The 16,587-nt window shown below is 60.2% G+C and carries 17 protein-coding genes; 3 read left to right on the forward strand and 14 right to left on the reverse strand.

Translation table 11 applies throughout. From position 1 onward, the window contains the following. Positions 1 to 31 precede the first annotated feature (31 nt). The 4 genes from ACODTD_RS26870 to minC form a co-directional block, all read right to left on the reverse strand. On the reverse strand, positions 32 to 667 hold the full coding sequence (locus tag ACODTD_RS26870; protein ID WP_007960072.1) for an RluA family pseudouridine synthase: 636 nt from the start codon (positions 665 to 667) through the stop codon (positions 32 to 34). Between the two features lie 91 nt (positions 668 to 758). Beyond that, the gene (minE, locus tag ACODTD_RS26875) at positions 759 to 1,013 is read right to left on the reverse strand and encodes a cell division topological specificity factor MinE (RefSeq protein ID WP_007960071.1); all 255 of its coding nucleotides are present in this window, start codon (positions 1,011 to 1,013) and stop codon (positions 759 to 761) included. Next, positions 1,013 to 1,825, reverse strand: a complete 813-nt coding sequence (gene minD / locus ACODTD_RS26880; RefSeq protein ID WP_064378705.1) for a septum site-determining protein MinD — start codon at positions 1,823 to 1,825, stop codon at positions 1,013 to 1,015. Before minD ends, minE begins: the two co-directional genes overlap by 1 nt. 169 nt (positions 1,826 to 1,994) lie before the next feature. Continuing rightward, a complete protein-coding gene (minC, locus tag ACODTD_RS26885; RefSeq protein ID WP_007960063.1) occupies positions 1,995 to 2,732 on the reverse strand; it encodes a septum site-determining protein MinC in 738 nt (245 codons plus the stop codon). A gap of 117 nt (positions 2,733 to 2,849) precedes the next feature. Between minC and ACODTD_RS26890 the strand changes: the two genes are divergently transcribed. Both ACODTD_RS26890 and ACODTD_RS26895 read left to right on the forward strand, forming a co-directional pair. Next, positions 2,850 to 3,782, forward strand: a complete 933-nt coding sequence (locus tag ACODTD_RS26890) for a lipid A biosynthesis lauroyl acyltransferase (RefSeq protein ID WP_285354604.1) — start codon at positions 2,850 to 2,852, stop codon at positions 3,780 to 3,782. 35 nt (positions 3,783 to 3,817) lie between these two features. Continuing rightward, positions 3,818 to 4,990, forward strand: a complete 1,173-nt coding sequence (locus ACODTD_RS26895) for a patatin-like phospholipase family protein (protein WP_285354605.1) — start codon at positions 3,818 to 3,820, stop codon at positions 4,988 to 4,990. A 123-nt stretch (positions 4,991 to 5,113) separates the two neighbouring features. On the opposite strand, the gene ACODTD_RS26900 is transcribed toward ACODTD_RS26895, so the two are convergent. The 8 genes from ACODTD_RS26900 to puuE all read right to left on the reverse strand — a co-directional run bounded on the left by ACODTD_RS26900 (position 5,114) and on the right by puuE (position 13,258). Then, the gene (locus ACODTD_RS26900; RefSeq protein ID WP_011333185.1) at positions 5,114 to 5,899 is read right to left on the reverse strand and encodes an outer membrane protein OmpK; all 786 of its coding nucleotides are present in this window, start codon (positions 5,897 to 5,899) and stop codon (positions 5,114 to 5,116) included. A gap of 372 nt (positions 5,900 to 6,271) precedes the next feature. Beyond that, complete coding sequence (locus ACODTD_RS26905; protein ID WP_489105376.1) at positions 6,272 to 7,057, reverse strand: outer membrane protein OmpK; 786 nt, start codon at positions 7,055 to 7,057, stop codon at positions 6,272 to 6,274. A gap of 159 nt (positions 7,058 to 7,216) precedes the next feature. Continuing rightward, the gene (locus ACODTD_RS26910; RefSeq protein ID WP_489105377.1) at positions 7,217 to 8,575 is read right to left on the reverse strand and encodes a nucleobase:cation symporter-2 family protein; all 1,359 of its coding nucleotides are present in this window, start codon (positions 8,573 to 8,575) and stop codon (positions 7,217 to 7,219) included. A 168-nt stretch (positions 8,576 to 8,743) separates the two neighbouring features. Continuing rightward, the gene (locus ACODTD_RS26915; protein ID WP_064378710.1) at positions 8,744 to 10,057 is read right to left on the reverse strand and encodes a urate hydroxylase PuuD; all 1,314 of its coding nucleotides are present in this window, start codon (positions 10,055 to 10,057) and stop codon (positions 8,744 to 8,746) included. A 51-nt stretch (positions 10,058 to 10,108) separates the two neighbouring features. After that, entirely contained in the window at positions 10,109 to 10,612 is a 504-nt protein-coding gene (locus tag ACODTD_RS26920) for an ureidoglycolate lyase (RefSeq protein WP_489105384.1), read from the reverse strand. Positions 10,613 to 10,735: 123 nt separating this feature from the next. Next, positions 10,736 to 11,731 (reverse strand): allantoicase, encoded by a 996-nt coding sequence (gene alc, locus ACODTD_RS26925; RefSeq protein ID WP_007960036.1) that lies wholly within the window; start codon positions 11,729 to 11,731, stop codon positions 10,736 to 10,738. A gap of 88 nt (positions 11,732 to 11,819) precedes the next feature. After that, entirely contained in the window at positions 11,820 to 12,335 is a 516-nt protein-coding gene (uraD, locus tag ACODTD_RS26930; protein WP_064594598.1) for a 2-oxo-4-hydroxy-4-carboxy-5-ureidoimidazoline decarboxylase, read from the reverse strand. Next, entirely contained in the window at positions 12,332 to 13,258 is a 927-nt protein-coding gene (gene puuE, locus ACODTD_RS26935; RefSeq protein ID WP_064594599.1) for an allantoinase PuuE, read from the reverse strand. Before puuE ends, uraD begins: the two co-directional genes overlap by 4 nt. A gap of 430 nt (positions 13,259 to 13,688) precedes the next feature. On the opposite strand from puuE, the gene uraH reads away from it, so the two are divergent. Then, a complete protein-coding gene (uraH, locus tag ACODTD_RS26940; protein WP_011333195.1) occupies positions 13,689 to 14,042 on the forward strand; it encodes a hydroxyisourate hydrolase in 354 nt (117 codons plus the stop codon). 104 nt (positions 14,043 to 14,146) lie between these two features. Here the strand turns inward: uraH and ACODTD_RS26945 are convergent, their stop codons facing one another. Together ACODTD_RS26945 and ACODTD_RS26950 are read right to left on the reverse strand one after the other, a co-directional pair. Beyond that, positions 14,147 to 15,772, reverse strand: a complete 1,626-nt coding sequence (locus tag ACODTD_RS26945; RefSeq protein WP_285354606.1) for a hypothetical protein — start codon at positions 15,770 to 15,772, stop codon at positions 14,147 to 14,149. Between the two features lie 169 nt (positions 15,773 to 15,941). Next, complete coding sequence (locus ACODTD_RS26950; protein ID WP_011333197.1) at positions 15,942 to 16,571, reverse strand: LysE family translocator; 630 nt, start codon at positions 16,569 to 16,571, stop codon at positions 15,942 to 15,944. Positions 16,572 to 16,587 lie beyond the last annotated feature (16 nt).

The raw sequence follows: 16,587 nt of genomic DNA on the forward strand, positions 1-16,587 counted from the left end.
ATAAATCGGGCAGCTGTCGGTCCGACAGTGCTTAAAACGGTGCCGGGCATTCGAAACGCAAGCGTTCGCCGGACTGGGGATGGGTGAAGCTGAGCATGCTCGCGTGCAGGCACAGACGAGGCCAGGCGGCCAGGGCTTGCTCGTGGGCGTAGAGGCCGTCACCAAGCAACGGGTGACCGATGGACAGCATGTGCACGCGCAACTGGTGCGAGCGGCCGGTGATTGGTGTGAGCTCGACGCGGCACCAGTCGCCGCAGCGCTCCAGCACGCGCCAGAAGGTCAGGGCGTGTTTGCCGAGTTCGTGATCGACCACGTGGCGCGGCTTGGTCGGCGGATCGTAGCGCAGGGGCAGATCGATGCTGCCGCTGTCCAGTTCCGGCTGACCCCAGCAGAGCGCAGTGTAGGCTTTCTCTGTTTCACGATCGTGAAACTGGCGCGACAGTTCACGGTGGGTGTCGGCATCACGGGCGAGCAGAATGATCCCCGATGTTTCCCAGTCCAGACGATGGACGATACGTGCTTCGGGGTAGCCGTTTTCCTGCAGGCGGGTGATCAGGCAGTCCTTGTTGTCGTCGGCCCGGCCAGGGACGGAGAGCAACAGGGTCGGTTTGTTCACCACCAGAACGGCGGCGTCCTGATGAATGATTTGGACGTTGGACAACGGCATTAAAACAGCCTCGTAACAAATGCCAACGGCGGCTCAGGGCCCCTCCGGTGTCGGAAGGGCCCTGAGCCGCCGTCGTTCCTGCCGGATCGACTCAGCGGTCTGGCAGGGTGATGTTGAGTTCCAGAATCGAGCAGCTGCCCTGGCTCTCCAGTGCCACGTGCACGTCGTCGTTGCCGATGTTGACGTACTTGCGGATCACTTCCACCAGTTCCTTCTGCAAGGATGGCAGGTAGTCCGGGGTGCTGCGCTGGCCGCGTTCATGCGCCACGATGATCTGTAGACGCTCTTTCGCGACCGAGGCGGTACTTGGCTTTTTGTTGGCACGAAAGAAGTCAAAAAGGTTCATTACCTACCTCCAAACAGACGCTCGAAGAATCCCTTCTTCTCGACATTCAGGAACCGGTGTTCTTTTTCCTTGCCCAGCAGGCGATCAACGGTATCGCTGTAGGCCTGGCCGGCGTCGCTCTGATCATCGAGGATCACAGGTACGCCCTGGTTGGAGGCCTTGAGCACGGCCTGGGATTCCGGAATGACGCCCAGCAGGCGTACGGCGAGGATTTCCTTGACGTCTTCGACGCCGAGCATTTCGCCTTTTTCGACGCGCTCCGGGTGATAGCGGGTGATCAGCAGGTGTTCCTGGATCGGCTCTTCACCGCGCTCGGCGCGACGGGACTTGCTGGCCAGCAGGCCGAGCATGCGGTCCGAGTCACGTACCGAGGACACTTCCGGGTTGGTCACGACGATCGCTTCGTCAGCGAAGTACATGGCCAGGTGCGCGCCTTTTTCGATACCCGCCGGGGAGTCGCAGACGACGAACTCGAATTGTTCCTTGAGCTCCATCAGGACTTTTTCCACGCCTTCCTGGGTCAGCGCGTCTTTGTCGCGGGTCTGGCTGGCAGCCAGCACGTAGAGGTTTTCCAGGCGTTTGTCTTTGATCAGGGCCTGTTGCAGGTTGGCTTCGCCGTTCACCACATTGACGAAGTCATACACCACGCGGCGCTCGCAACCCATGATCAGGTCAAGGTTACGCAAGCCCACGTCGAAGTCGACGATCACTGTTTTGTGGCCGCGCAGAGCGAGGCCGGTACCGATAGCGGCGCTGGTGGTGGTCTTACCCACACCACCCTTGCCGGATGTAACCACGAGAATCTTGGCCAAGGTGTTTCACCCCTAAGGAAGAAGGACTGTTCAGCCCCTGAAAAACATCTCTAGAAAACTACTGCAGTCGGACAGCCTTGGCTGGAATTCGGCTTTTGGCCTTTTTCCTACTTCGTTTGAGCCGTTTTCGCTACGTTTTAGAGATGCTTGGAAAATGCGGCAGTATCCGTTAAAGCCGAATGATGTTCAACACGTCGCCCGACAGGCTGACCTGTACGCCCGAACCCCACATCGGATCGCGACGCAGGTCCTCGGAAACCTTGTAATGGCCTGCGATGGAGATCAGTTCAGCGCTCAGTTGCTGACAGAAAATCCGCGCCTTGGTGTCGCCCTTGACCCCGGCCAGCGCACGACCGCGCATCGGGCCGTATACATGGATGTTGCCATCGGCGAGAAGTTCCGCCCCCGGACTGACCGAGGAAACCACCACCAGATCGCCACCCTGTGCATATATCTGTTGGCCACCACGTACTGGCGTGGTGATGACTCGGGTCGGTTTGACGGCCGGCTCCGGCGGTTTTTCCGGCTTCTTCGGTGCGACGGGTTCGGCGCTTTCCAGCGGTCGCTCGCGGGCGCCGGACGGCGGCAGCACCGGAATGTCGATGGCGATGGCGGCGGCGATGTCTTCGATGCGGCTGGCGCGGATCGCCAGGGTGCGCAGGCCGTGCTGACGGCACACGCGCATCAGGCCCGGCAAATCGACGGCGCCTTCGCTTGGCGGCAGTTTGTCCAGCGCCAGAACCAGAGGCGCGTTGCTGAAGAAATTCGGTGCCTGGGCGACTTTGGCGGCCAATTGCCGATCGAGGCTGTCCAGGTCGTTGCGGGACAGCTCCAGCACTGTAATGGCGAGCATGCTGCCCTTCAGCTGGAACACGGGATCTTGGTCTTTCGGTTCGGTTTGGCTCATGTCGGCATACAACGGCTTGTCACTAAAAGTGCCGAGACTTATAACGAGAACGCCCGCAGGCCGCAAGCCGGGTCGAACGATGTAGAATGCGCGGCCACTGTATTTACGGAAGCTTTAATGGATCGCCCGCGTTTTCGAAAAGCATTTCTTGCCCCACGCTTCTGGCCGCTCTGGTGCGGCCTCGGGCTGTTGTGGCTGATCGTGCAGTTGCCTTATCCGGCATTGCTCGCCATCGGCCGTTTTCTCGGTGCCCTGATGTATCGCTTCGCCGGCGACCGACGGCGCATCGCCAAGCGCAATCTGGAACTGTGTTTCCCGGAAAAGTCCGCCGCCGAGCGCAAGCGCCTGCTCAAGGAAAACTTTGCCTCCACCGGCATCGCCTTCTTTGAAATGGCCATGAGCTGGTGGTGGTCGCGTCAGCGTCTGGCGAAACTGGCTCACGTCGAAGGCCTGGAGCATTTGCAAAAGGCCCAGCTTGAAGGCAAGGGCGTGATTCTGATGGCGGTGCATTTCACCACCCTGGAAATCGGCGCGGCGCTGCTTGGCCAGCAACACACCATCGACGGCATGTACCGCGAGCACAAGAACCCGCTGTTCGACTTCGTCCAGCGTCAGGGCCGCGAGCGGCACAATCTCGACTCGCTGGCGGTGGAACGTGACGACGTGCGCGGCATGCTCAAGTTGCTGCGCGCAGGCCGGGCAATCTGGTACGCACCGGATCAGGACTACGGCGCCAAGCAAAGCATCTTCGTGCCGCTATTCGGCATTCAGGCCGCGACAGTCACCGCCACCAGCAAGTTCGCCCGGCTGGGCAAGGCGCTGGTGGTGCCGTTCACCCAGGAACGTCTGGCTGACGGCAGCGGTTATCGTCTGGTGATTCATCCGCCGCTGGAAGGCTTCCCGGGCGAGACCGAAGAGGAAGATTGCATCCGCATCAATCAGTGGGTCGAAGGCGTGTTGCGTGAGTGCCCCGAGCAATACTTGTGGGCACACCGGCGCTTCAAGAGTCGTCCGCCAGGCGAGCCTAAGCTGTACGCCAAACGCGGTTGATTGACCCATTCCCATAAGCACCACGGAGCGTTGCGATGAGCCCAGCTGAACCGGTCACAGGTTTGATTCTTTCCGGCGGCGGGGCTCGGGCGGCGTATCAGGTGGGGGTACTGGCGGCAATTGCTGAATTGCTGCCATTGGGGGCGGACAATCCCTTTCCGGTGATCGTCGGCACGTCGGCCGGGGCGATCAACGCGGTCAGCCTCGCCAGCGGTGCTACGGACTTTCGCGCCGCCATCGAACGTCTGACGCTGTTCTGGCAAGGCTTTCGCAGCCATCGCGTGTTGCGCAGCGACTGGCCGGGAGTGATCCACCAGGCCAGTCGTTTTGTCACCCATAGCCTGTTGGGCATGGGCCGGCAAATGCCGGTGGCGCTGCTCAACAGTTCGCCGCTACGCCATCTGCTCAATGAAAAACTGCACATGCCCGGCATCGCCGAGTCCATCGCGCGCAAGCAATTGCACGCGGTGGCGGTCACGGCGTTCGGCTACGAGTCGGGACAGGCGGTGACCTTCTATCAGGGCGGCGGCACCATCGATTCCTGGCTGCGTCACCGGCGCATCGGTGTGCCGACGCAGTTGTCGGTGGAGCACTTGCTGGCCAGTTCGGCGATCCCGCTGTTGTTCGCGCCAGTGAAGATCGGCGATGAATATTTCGGCGATGGCGCGGTGCGGCAATCGGCGCCGATCAGCCCGGCGCTGCACCTGGGCGCGAGCCGGGTGCTGGTGGTGGGTGTCAGCGGCAACCCGCGCGGTTTTGATCCGGCGCAACCGCTGGAGCGCACTTACACCGGGCAGCAGCCGACGCTGGCGCAGATCGGCGGGCACATGCTCAACAGTACCTTCATTGACAGCCTGGAAAGCGACATCGAGTTGCTTCAGCGTCTGAACCAGTTCAGCCGTCTGATGCCTGAAGGTACGCCGACCCGCGCGTTGGGTGTGGCGCCGGTGGACGTGCTGGTGATTTCACCCAGCCAGCCGATCGATGAAATCGCGGCGCGGCATCGCCAGGAATTGCCGACGGCGTTACGGCTGTTTCTGCGTGGGCCGGGTGCGACCAAGACGAGCGGGGCAGGGGTGTTGAGTTACTTGCTGTTCGAGGCGGGGTATTGCAGCGAATTGATCGATCTGGGCAGGCGCGATGCCTTGGCCAAGCGCGATGAGTTGTGCCGGTTTCTCGGGATTGACGAGGCGCTGGCTCCCGCTTGAGATGTGTTGCGCCGCCATTCGCGAGCAAGCCCGCTCCCACATTGGTTTTGTGAACGACACGAAACGAGTGTGGGAGCGGGCTTGCTCGCGAAGGCGTCCTTTCAGACGCCACTGACACCAGGATCAGAAGTGGAACTTCACCAGGAAGCTCGTGGTGCTCTGATCGGTTTTGAAATACTGGCTGTCCTTGATCCCGTACTTGTCCGACCAGTAGTCGTACTCGACACCCACATACAACTGCTTCTCGCCAATGCTCAGCGCTTTGCCCAGGTCGTATTTGATTTGTGGATTGAAGTGCAGGTTGGCGTGGTAATCGCCTTTGGAGTTGGAGTCGTTGTCGACCACCCAGTCCATGAAACCGTCGATCAGGATGTTCGAGTCACCGACCGGAATCGTGTAGGACCAGACCGGGGTGATCTGCCAGACGTTGTCACCGGCGCGGGAACCTTCAGTGTGGCGTTGGTAGAAGTTCAGCTGGAAGTAGTCGAAGCCCGGGATTGCCAGGTCGAAGCCCGGACCGATCAGGTACGACTCGGTATCGCCTTCACCGAACTCGTAAGTCATGGCCAGCAGCACGTCGGTGACCGGACCGAAAGCCAGTTTCTGATCGAAGATCTTGCCGAACGACAGACGCGGGCTGATTTCGCCGTAGTAGGTGTTCGAACCCACACCGCCGTCATCCTTGCCGTTGTAGAAGATCTTGTCGACGAACAGGAAATTGTCGCCGTACTTCCAGGCATCGGCGTGCTCGAAGGTGACGGTCTGCTGAATGCGCGGGTTGACCTGGAAGTCCTTGCCATAGAGGTAGGTCAGGCTGTTGTTCTGCCATTGCAGCAGGCCGTCGGCCATGGCCTGACCCCCTGCCAGCAGCGATCCCGCAAGCATCAGGCTGGTGCACATACGTTTCATTCGGTTGCTCCCAAAGTAGGTGTTCCACGTTTGTTTTTTTGAGTCGGCGCTCTGGTGTGGCGCCTTTTTTCGTTGCTGCGAAAGTCATCCATCCGGTCAGCTTTCATGCTGTTAGCAAGAGCTGAGCCAAGGCTTTTCGAAAAGCAAAAAAACGCCCGTCGGCTGCTGAAAAACAGTCGATTGAGCGTGTTTTCGGGATGCCTCGGTACTGACCGCGGCCGGGATAAGTTGGCTTTTCGGTCAGGAATTAAATTCGGGCTTTTTTTTAGACCGAATTCAGGAGGCCGCGGAGAATACTGACTCAACGGCCAGGCCTCAAGTGCCCCGCAACAGAGCACCGACGACAGGTAGGGGGCACGGTTGCGGGCCATCTTAGAAGTGCACCTTCACCAGCAGGCTGGCAGTGTTCTGATTGGTGTCGAAACTGTGGGTGCTTTCGACGCCGTATTTGTTTTTCCAGTAGCTGTATTCGGTGCCGACATACAGTTGCTTCTGGCTCCAGCCGAGGGCTTTGCCCAGGTCGTATTTGATCTGCGGGTTGATGTGCAGGTTGGCGTGATAGGTACCGCGTGAGTTCTGATCGTTGTCGACCACCCAGTCCAGATAGCCGTCGATCAGCAGGTCGGAATTGCCCACGGGAATGCTGTAGGACCAGCCGGGGGTGATCTGCCAGACGCCGTCGCCGGGGCGTGGGCCTTCGGTCTGGCGGCGGTAGAAATTCAGGGTGAAATAGTTGAAGCCTGGCACCTTGAGGTCGAAGCCGGGGCCGATCAGATAGGCCTCGCTGTCGCCTTCGCCGTACTCGTAGGTCATGGCCAGCAGCACGTCCTTGATCGGGCCGAACTCCAGCTTCCTGTCGAAGATCTTGCCGAACGACAGGCGCGGGCTGAATTCGCCGTAGAACGCGTGGGGCCCTTTGTTGCGGTCTTCCTGGCCGTTGTAGAAGATCTTGTCGACGAACAGGAAGTTGTCGCCGTACTTCCACTTGTCGGCGTGCTCGAACGTTACCGTCTGCTGGATCGACGGGTTGATCGCGAAGTTCTTGCCGTACAGGTAGCTCAGGCTGTTGGTCTGCCACAGTAATAAATCGCCGGCCATGGCTTGCGATGCGGCCAGCAGGCCGCCGCTCAACAACACATTGGTTTGAGTCCGGATCATCTGTTGCTCCCTCTTGTTTTTATTGTTGAGGCAGGGCGTTGCTTACCCTTGTGGGAGCTGGCTTGCTCGCGAAAGCGGAGGATCATTCAACAGTGATGGTGACTGACATGACCCTTTCGCGAGCAAGCCCGCTCCCACAAGGGGATTTTTGTGTCGCTGTTAATGTTGGTGTGCGTGGCAGTCGTTGATCGCGGCGCGTTCGGCGCCGCCGAGGATGTTGAACAACAGGTTCAGCGTCAGCGCGCTGAGGGTGGCCATGGCGATCCCGCTGTGGGTGATCGGGCTCATCCACAACGGCAGGTGGGCGAAAAATTCCGGACGCACCACCGGGATCAGGCCCATGCCGATGCTGACGGCTACCAGCAATTGGTTGCGACGGTCGCCGATGTCGGCCTCTTGCAGGATCTTGATGCCGGTGGCCGCGACCATGCCGAACATTGCAATCGCCGCGCCACCCAGCACCGCCGGTGGAATCGATGCCACCAGGAACGCCGCTTTCGGCAGCAGGCTCAGGACGATCAGCAAACCGCCGGCGACGATGGTCACCGACCGGCAGCGCACGCCGGTCATCTGCACCAGGCCGATGTTCTGCGCGAAAGAAGAGTGGGTGAAGGTGTTGAAGAATCCGGCAACGAACGACGCGCCGGCATCACACAGCAAGCCGCGACGCAGCATGCGCGGGCAGACTTCCTGGCCGGTGATCTTGCCCAGTGCGAGGAACATCCCGGTGGACTCGACGAAGATGATCACCACCACCAGACACATCGACAGGATCGGTGCCAGTTCGAACTTCGGCAGGCCGAAATGCAGCGGGGTGACGAACTGAACCCACGGCGCATTGGTCATGCCGCTCAGGTCGACCATGCCGATGGCGCCGCAGAGCACGTAGCCCAGGCACATGCCGATCAGCACGGAAATGTTGACCCAGAAACCACGCATGAAGCGGTGGATCAACAGAATGGTGGCCAGCACCAGTGCGGCGATGGCCAGGTAAATCGGTGAACCGAATTGAGCGGCGCCAGCGCCGCCACCGGCCCAGTTCACGGCCACGGGGAACAACGATAAACCGATCGAGGTGATGACCGTGCCGGTCACCAGAGGCGGGAAGAAGCGTACGACCTTGGACATGAACGGCGCGATGATCATGCCGAAGAACCCGGCGGCGATGGTGGCGCCGAAGATTCCCTGCAGACCGATGCCGGGCATGCCGGCCATGGCGACCATGCTGCCGACGGCGGCGAAACTGGCGCCCATCATCACCGGCATGCGAATGCCCATCGGGCCGATCCCCAAGGACTGCACGATGGTGGCGATGCCGGCGACCAGCAGGTCGGCGTTGATCAGGAAAGCGATTTCTTCACGACTCAGGCCAGCGGCCTGTCCGATGATCAGCGGTACCGCGATGGCGCCGCCATACATCAGCAGAACATGTTGCAGACCGACCAGGATCAGTTGCAAAAGGGGCAAACGCTGAATGGCGGGTGCGTCGGGGATGCGCGCTTTGGACAGCTCGGACATGCAACACCTCGGATCTTTTTTATTCTTGTGATGAACAGCGGCCGGGTTGCTCACCGCTGTTCTTTTGCATCGGGTAAACCGCGTTGCGGCTAATCGCTGGCAAGCCAGCTCCCACACAGGCGGTACAAAACCCTGTGGGAGCTGGCTTGCCAGCGATGCTTTTACTGCTTAGTTGGTCTGGGCTCCCTGGGCGATCCATGCACCGATCAGGTCACGTTCCTGCTGGGTCATCTGTGTGATGTTGCCCAGTGGCATGATCTGCGTGGTGATGGCTTGCGCCTGGATCCGTGCCGCGTTCTGGCGGATCTGCTCGGGGGTGTCGAACATCACACCGGCCGGTGCAGCGCTGAACAGCGGGCTGGTCGGTTTGGCCGAGTGGCAGACCGCGCAGCGTTCCTGGATCACGTTGTGCACCTTGTCGAACGCAGGACCGGCGTTGGACGCCTGAGCCGGAGCAGCGGCCGGTGCAGCAGGAGCTGCCGGTTGTGCCGCTTCAGCCGGTTTCGCGCCACCACCCAAAGCCGTTTCCGGCAGCGGCTGGTACTCGATTTTCGCAGGGGCCTTGGCCACGTCCGGAGCGGTCGACATCGGCGCAGGGCCGGTGACGTACGCCAGACTGATCATGCCCACCGCTGCCACAGGCAGGGTCCAGGCAAACTTGTGGCTGTCGTGACGGGTGTTGAAGTAGTGACGCACCAACACCGCCAACACTGCGATCCCGGCCAGGATCAGCCAGTTGTACTGGCTGCCGTAAGTGCTCGGGAAGTGGTTGCTGATCATGATGAACAGCACTGGCAGGGTGAAGTAGTTGTTGTGACGCGAACGCAGCAGGCCTTTGGCCGGCAGCGCCGGATCCGGGGTGCGGTTCTCGGCGATCGCGGCCACCAGTGCGCGCTGCGCCGGCATGATGATGCGGAACACGTTGCCGACCATGATGGTGCCGATGATCGCGCCGACATGCAGGTACGCACCGCGACCGCTGAACACCTTGCTGAAGCCATACGCCGCGCCGATGATCAGCACGAACAGGATGAAGCCGAGCAGGGCCGGTTTCTTGCCGAGGGGCGAATCGCAGAGGAAGTCGTAGATGAACCAGCCGGCGATCAGCGAACCGATGCCGATGGCCACGCCTTCAGGGCCGGTCAGGCCGCTGCCGGGTGCCACGAGGTAGAGCACGGGGTTGGAGTAGAACACCACGCACAGCAGCGCGATCCCCGACATCCAGGTGAAGTAGGCTTCCCATTTGAACCAGTGCAGGTTCTCCGGCATCGACGGAGGGGCCAGTTTGTATTTTTCCAGGTGATAGATACCGCCGCCGTGGATCGCCCACAGATCACCGGCAAGACCGGTTTTCGGATTGACGCGGTTGAGGTTGTTCTCCAGCCAGACGAAGTAGAACGACGCGCCGATCCAGGCCACGCCAGTGATCATGTGAACCCAGCGCACGCTCAGGTTCAGCCATTCCAACAGATGTGCTTCCACAGTCTTTACCTCTCGCCTGTCACTCTTGTTGTCGAGTGATCAGACCTTCTCTTATTGGTGGGGGGCGAGGATCAAACGCTCATCCTCTTTGAAAAAATGCTCATCGCAGTTATTGCCTGTGCCACTGCGATCAACCACCAGGAAGTCATCCCGCTTTTCGATCGTCAGCACCGGGTGGTGCCAGACGCCGCGATGGTAATTGATGCCCTGCCTGCCGTTGGTGACGAAGGCGCGGACCAAGCCTGATACAGGTACATCGCCAAGTGGCGCGACCACGATCAGAAAGGGGTTGCCGAGCAGCGGAATGAAAGCCTGGCTGCCCAGCGGATGGCGTTCCAGCATGCTGACGGTCAGCGGCATGTCCTGCGCGTCGGCGCGGAAAATGCTGATGATCGCGTTGTCCTCAGGCGTTGCGGTTTCGACCGTCGCCAGTTTGTGGAAGCGCATGGTCGAACCGTTGTTGATCATGAAGTGCTCGCTGCCGTCGGTTTCGATCACGTCACCGAAAGGGGCGAAGGCTTCTTTGGTCAGCGGTTCAATCGTCAGTGTGCGCATGCTGTTCTTTTCCGAATTCTGTGTTGTTGGTTCTATCGTCATCGCTGGCAAGCCAGCTCCCACAGGTTTTGTGTACACCACAGTCCCCTGTGGGAACGGGCTCGCTCGCGAAGGGCGCACCGCTTATTTAGCGACCTTGCCCAGTACGCGCAGGCGGCTCACACCACCATCCGGGAACACGTTCAGACGGATGTGGGTGATCGGGCCCAGTGCCTTGATCTGCTCGACGAAGGTGTGTTCGGCGTGCATTTCCAGCTTCTGGCTTGGCAGCAGTTCGCGCCAGAACAGCGACTGGGTTTCGATCTGGCTGTCGGTGCCGCCCTTGACGAACGCGCCCTGGATCGAGCAGGTGTCCGGGTAGTTGCCCTTGAAGTGCAGGGTGTCGACGATGATTTTTTCGATTTCGCCCGGGTGACCCAGTGCGACGATCACCCAGTCATTGCCCGGCGTGCGACGACGTGCGGTTTCCCAGCCGTCGCCCATGTTGATGCCACGGCCCGGGTTGAGGATGTTGCTCATGCGGCCGAAGTGTTCGTCGGAGCAGGCGAGGGCGCGGCCACCGTTGAGGGCTGCGGCCAGGTCGACTTGCTCGTTGTCGCCAACAGCCGACCAGTCGCGGAACGGAATGCCGTACACGCGCAGACGGGCCACGCCGCCATCCGGGTAGATGTTGAAGCGCAGGTGGCTGAACGCCTTGTCGTTGCTGATTTCGTGGTAGTGGTGGCTGTTGCCCTGCAGCTCGACGGCCGATAGCACTTCAGTCCACTGGGTGTTTTCGTCCGGCTCGCCCGACGCCAGGAAGCAGGCTTCCAGCGAGGCCGATGGCGGGAAGTTGCCGGTGAAGAATGAAGTGTCGATGTCCACGCCTTTGATCGAACCCGGTACGCCCAGGCGGATCACCGCGCTGTCGTAGCCTTCGAAGCGCTTGCGGCGGGACTCCCAGCCGTCCATCCACTTGCCGTTGTCATCGAACACGCCCTCCTTCCACACGGCCGGGGTCGGCTGAAACAGACGATTGGCGTCTGCGAACCAGTCATCGGTGACCGAGATGATTTTGGTGCCCAGACGGGCATCGGCCAGGTTGACGAACTTCTCGAAAGGTACGGCGTAAGCTTTCATTCTTCTTGTCTGCCTTTAAATAAGTGGCTTGGGATGCTTGCAGGGCCCTGGGTGCTCTCCGCGTTTGATGCACTCGGGCCAGGCTTCGCTAGAGAGTCAGTAAACGGAACAGGGCAATCTTGTTGATCTCCGCCAGCGCGCATTTGAACTCGGTGTCGACCGGGTTGTGAATGCGCGTTTCGAACGCCGCGAGGATCTGATGCCGGTTGCTGCCTTTTACCGCCATGATGAAGGGAAACTTGAACTTGGCCTTGTAGGCGTCGTTCAGCTCGGTGAAGCGCTGGAACTCTTCGGCCGTGCATTGGTGAATACCGGCGCCAGCCTGTTCATGGGTGCTGGCTTCGGTCAACTCGCCCTGGACGGCAGCTTTGCCGGCCAGGTCCGGGTGAGCGTTGATCAGTGCCAGCTGACTGGCGTGATCGGCGCTCAACAGGATGTCGCTCATGCGCTGGTGCAGGGTTTCGATCTGGTCGATCGATGCGTCCTGGCCCAGGTCGAAGGCCTTCTCGGCCACCCATGGCGAATGTTCGTAGATGTCGGCGAAGGCTTTGACGAAGGCGTCGCGGCTCAGGGTCGACGGTTGCAGGGTTTGAAAGGTGCTCATTTGGCAGCCCCTTGGTACGGGTGGGTTTCGTGCCAGTGACGTGCGATGTCGACGCGACGGCTGAACCACACCTGTTCATGACTTTTAGCGTATTCGATAAAGCGCTTGAGCGAAGCCAGACGCGCCGGACGGCCGATCAGACGGCAGTGCAGGCCGATCGATAGCATCTTCGGTGCTTCGGCGCCTTCGGCATACAGCACGTCGAACGCATCCTTGAGGTATTCGAAGAAATCGTCGCCCTTGTTGAAACCCTGGACCTGGGTGAAGCGCATGTCGTTGGTGTCCAGGGTGTACGGGATCACCAGGTGCGGCTTGCCGGTCGGGTTGTTCGGTTCCCAGTAGGGCAGGTCGTCGTCATAGGTGTCGCAGTCGTAGAGGAAACCGCCTTCTTCCATCACCAGACGACGGGTGTTCGGGCCGGTGCGCCCGGTGTACCAGCCCAGCGGGCGCTCGCCGGTGAGTTCGGTGAGGATGCGGATCGCTTCGAGCATGTGCTCGCGTTCCTGCGCCTCGTCCATGTACTGGTAGTCGATCCAGCGGTAACCGTGGCTGCAGATCTCGTGACCGGCCGCGACCATCGCACGGATCACGTCCGGGTGACGCTGGGCGGCCATGGCCACGGCGAAGATGGTCAGCGGAATGTCGAATTCCTTGAACAGTTTCAGGATCCGCCAGACGCCGGCACGGCTGCCATACTCGTAAAGCGATTCCATGCTCATGTTGCGCGCGCCTTGCAGAGGCTGGGCCGCGACCATTTCCGAGAGGAAGGCTTCCGATTCTTTGTCGCCGTGCAGGATGTTGCGCTCGCCGCCTTCTTCGTAATTGAGTACGAACGACAGGGCGATCCGGGCATTGCCCGGCCAGTGTGGGTGAGGAGGGTTACTGCCGTAACCGATCAGGTCGCGTGGGTAGTCAGCGCTCACTGCAGTCTTCCTTCTTATTCGTTGACAGATTGTGTGGCGCCCTGAAGTTTGGATGGCAGGCTGGCGTCACAGCGATGGGCTGATTGTATACAACTTTATTCTCAATTTGTAAGCCTGAATTTTCGCATTTTTCACCGGCCGTCATCTTTTGCTGTTAATGGCGTGAACCTGCAAGAAACCTGCCTGACCAGTCAGCTAATGGATTGGGGGTTCAATGAATGCGAGGTTATGGGGCAAATCACCGGGAAATCGAAGGATGGCGGGGGTGAGAGGAAAAATGTCGTTTTTATTGTGTACAATTTTTTTTAAAAGTGTCTTAATCAATCGCTCGCCGCAGCTTTTCGTGCTCCGAAACGGTGCGGTCTCCTTTTCAACTGACTTCGGGAGGCGCGAAGTCTGACTGCTCCACGCAGGCAGGCACGCAGAATCAATGGGACGTTTGACAACACACGTTTTGGACGCTGCACACGGTTGCCCGGGCAGCTCGATCAAGGTCGAGCTGTACCGCGTTGAAGGTTCGCACCTGGAATTGGTCGCCAGTGCGCTTACCAACAGCGATGGTCGGGTCGATGCGCCACTGCTGCAAGGCGATGACTACCGTACCGGTGTCTATCAGGTTCAGTTCCACGCCGGCGATTACTACCGCGCCCGTGGCGTCCAGTTGCCGGAGCCGGCATTCCTGGACGTGGTGGTACTGCGGTTCGGCATCTCTGCCGAACAGGATCACTACCACGTACCGTTGCTGATCTCGCCTTACAGCTATTCCACCTATCGGGGCAGCTGACCCCCAAGCAGCTGCTCCTGCCGGGAAGCGACTGCGCATATAGCTTCTTTGGTCTTTCGCCCGCTCACACTGCGGGCTTTTTTTATCCTCGCGTCTGTGAGGCATCAAAGCCTTGCGTAATCATCCCTGATGATGAAAAACGTATCCGGATAAGGGGCGAGCGTCTGCACGCCCCCTCTGAGCCAGACGACCTTGTTCGCCGGGTGAGCCGCTTCCACGGCTTGCGCGGCGTCCTGACCGACCTGATCGATCAGCCTGATATTCGCGGCATTCGGATCCTGATTAGCAGGCTGCTGAATCTGGCGTCCCCTGACGCGATGCAGGCTGAGGAAAAAGACGAAGTCATGCCCTGTCCGTGTGAACACAACGGCCGCAAAGCTTTGTGCAGGGCTCGGTTCGAAAACGCTGTAGCCGTTGCGCGTCAGAAGCCCCGCCGCAAAGCGTTTTATATCGACCGCCGACTGGCTCGGCATGAAGTATCTCCATTCCTCTGGAAACCGGGCCGGATCGAAGTCCAGGCGACGCAGACCGGCTTTCACGTTGGCAACGGGCAGCTCGACCTTCTGGTTGCCTTCCGTTATGGATCGCGGCAGTGAATCAAGCATCAACAACGGATCGACCAACTCCGGACGCGGGTTGACGGTGCCGGTTTTCCAGTCATTGAACGCTTGACGCAACAGCGTCAGACCGCTGCCCGTTGCAAGCTCGGAGCCATTGGCGAGTGTGAATTGCCGTTTGGCGACATTGTGCAGGGTGACGTCCGACAACTCGGGGAAATAGGTGGCGACGGTTTCTTTCATCGGCCGCTGAAATGGCAGGGCCGGATCGACTTCCCAATGCAGGGCAGGCGGAACACGAATGGCGCCGCGAGGTTGCTGCAGGAAGTCGGTGCGCAGTGTCCGATCCAGCGTGGCGTAGTCGTACATCAGGTGATACGGATGCTTGATGTAAACAATTGGATCGTTGTGTGCGGGGCCGCGGGGCAGGGTCCGGTATCGGGATCCGTTGATATTGATGTCGTCAGGTGAGCCCGGTTGGCCGATGATGCCCCAGGTCTTCCAGGGATCGATCAGCGCATCCAGCTCTGCGTCGGCAATCGCGCGGTTCGCGCTGGAGGGGTCAGTCGGTTGCTGTTCATCACCCGCAATACGAGGACGTTTGGGCGGTGTAGCGTGCGCTTCGTCAGCGGGTGCGGGAACGCGGGTGATAAAAAGTTGCGAAGCGTCGATGGTCGATGAACCGTTCGAGGCCACCGTGCGCCATTGCAGGGTGCCTGCCACCTGCTCGAGTCGGGGGCCGGAAGCCCAGAGTTCGTTCGACATTCGGGCTCTGATATTGCTTTGTAAATCCGCGCCGAGCAAAACCGTTCCGCCGTCGATCAGGTCGACGTAGGTATACGGCCCGGCCTTGCGAAATCCTGTCAGTGAGTCGGGCTGGGGTAATCTGTCCACCAGGCGCGGTGGAAGAAAGTAACCGGCAATCGGGCGATCGTTTGTGACGCGAGCGATAGGGGTGCCGAGGGGCAGATCGGCGATCTGATAGTGCGCAGGCGAGGAGCCGGACGGCAGATTGCCGGGGCCGGTGAGCGGATCGGTCGTCTGATCGAGGGGCGGCTGTTCGATGTGAGCCGCTTGCCTGACGGTGATTTCAGGCGACGTATCGCGGGCCCTCGGGATGCCTTGATCTGAAGTGGGCGGGGTTCTGGGGCGGATCGGTTTCTTCGGGCTCATGGATTGTTGTGCTCACGGGGTCCAGATGACGGGAGCGTTCAATGATCCTCAAGCCTGCACGTTGCCGTGCGGTACATATGTCTATCGGGTGACACAGTTGATGCCGGACGTTTCCAGGTGGACAACTACCGCCACTTCACCTGGAAATGGCGGTCAGTCTGATCGCGGATCAGTGGCTGCTCAGCAGTGAAGCTGCACCAGCCCCCCCGAAGAGTCCGGCGCTGATGCGGTTGAACCAGCTCTGCCCCTTGCCGCTGCGCAGATAACGCGCCGCGCCATGGGCACCGAGGCCGTAGGTCAATTTGCACAGCAGATCGAGCAGCGTCCAGGTGGCGATCATCACCAGCAGTTGCGGCAGGAACGGTTGCTCGGCGCTGAGAAATTGCGGCAGAAACGCGGCGAAAAACAAAATGTCTTTCGGATTGCTCGCGCCCAGCACGAAGGCCCGGCTGAACAGCGCGCGGAATTTCGGAACCGGTGCGGCCTGAGGCACTTCGGCACCCATCGACGGCTGACGCGATTGCTGCCAGCTCTGCCAGGCAAGGTAGAACAGGTAGATCGCACCGATGATTTTCAGGGCACTGAACAGTTTCTCGGACGCCAGCAACAGGGCGCCCAACCCCAGCGCCGAGGCGCTGAGCAGGCAGATCGAGGCGAACACGCCGCCAAGAAACGCCGGGTACGAACGACGCAGACCGTAGTTCAGACTGTTGCTGATCATCAGCAACGACAGCGGCCCCGGAATCAGGATCACCACCAGCGCAGCGCCGCTGAACAGCAGCCAGGTTTCCAGACTCATCACTTGCTCCTTTTTA

This window comes from Pseudomonas sp. FG35, assembly GCF_057809295.1.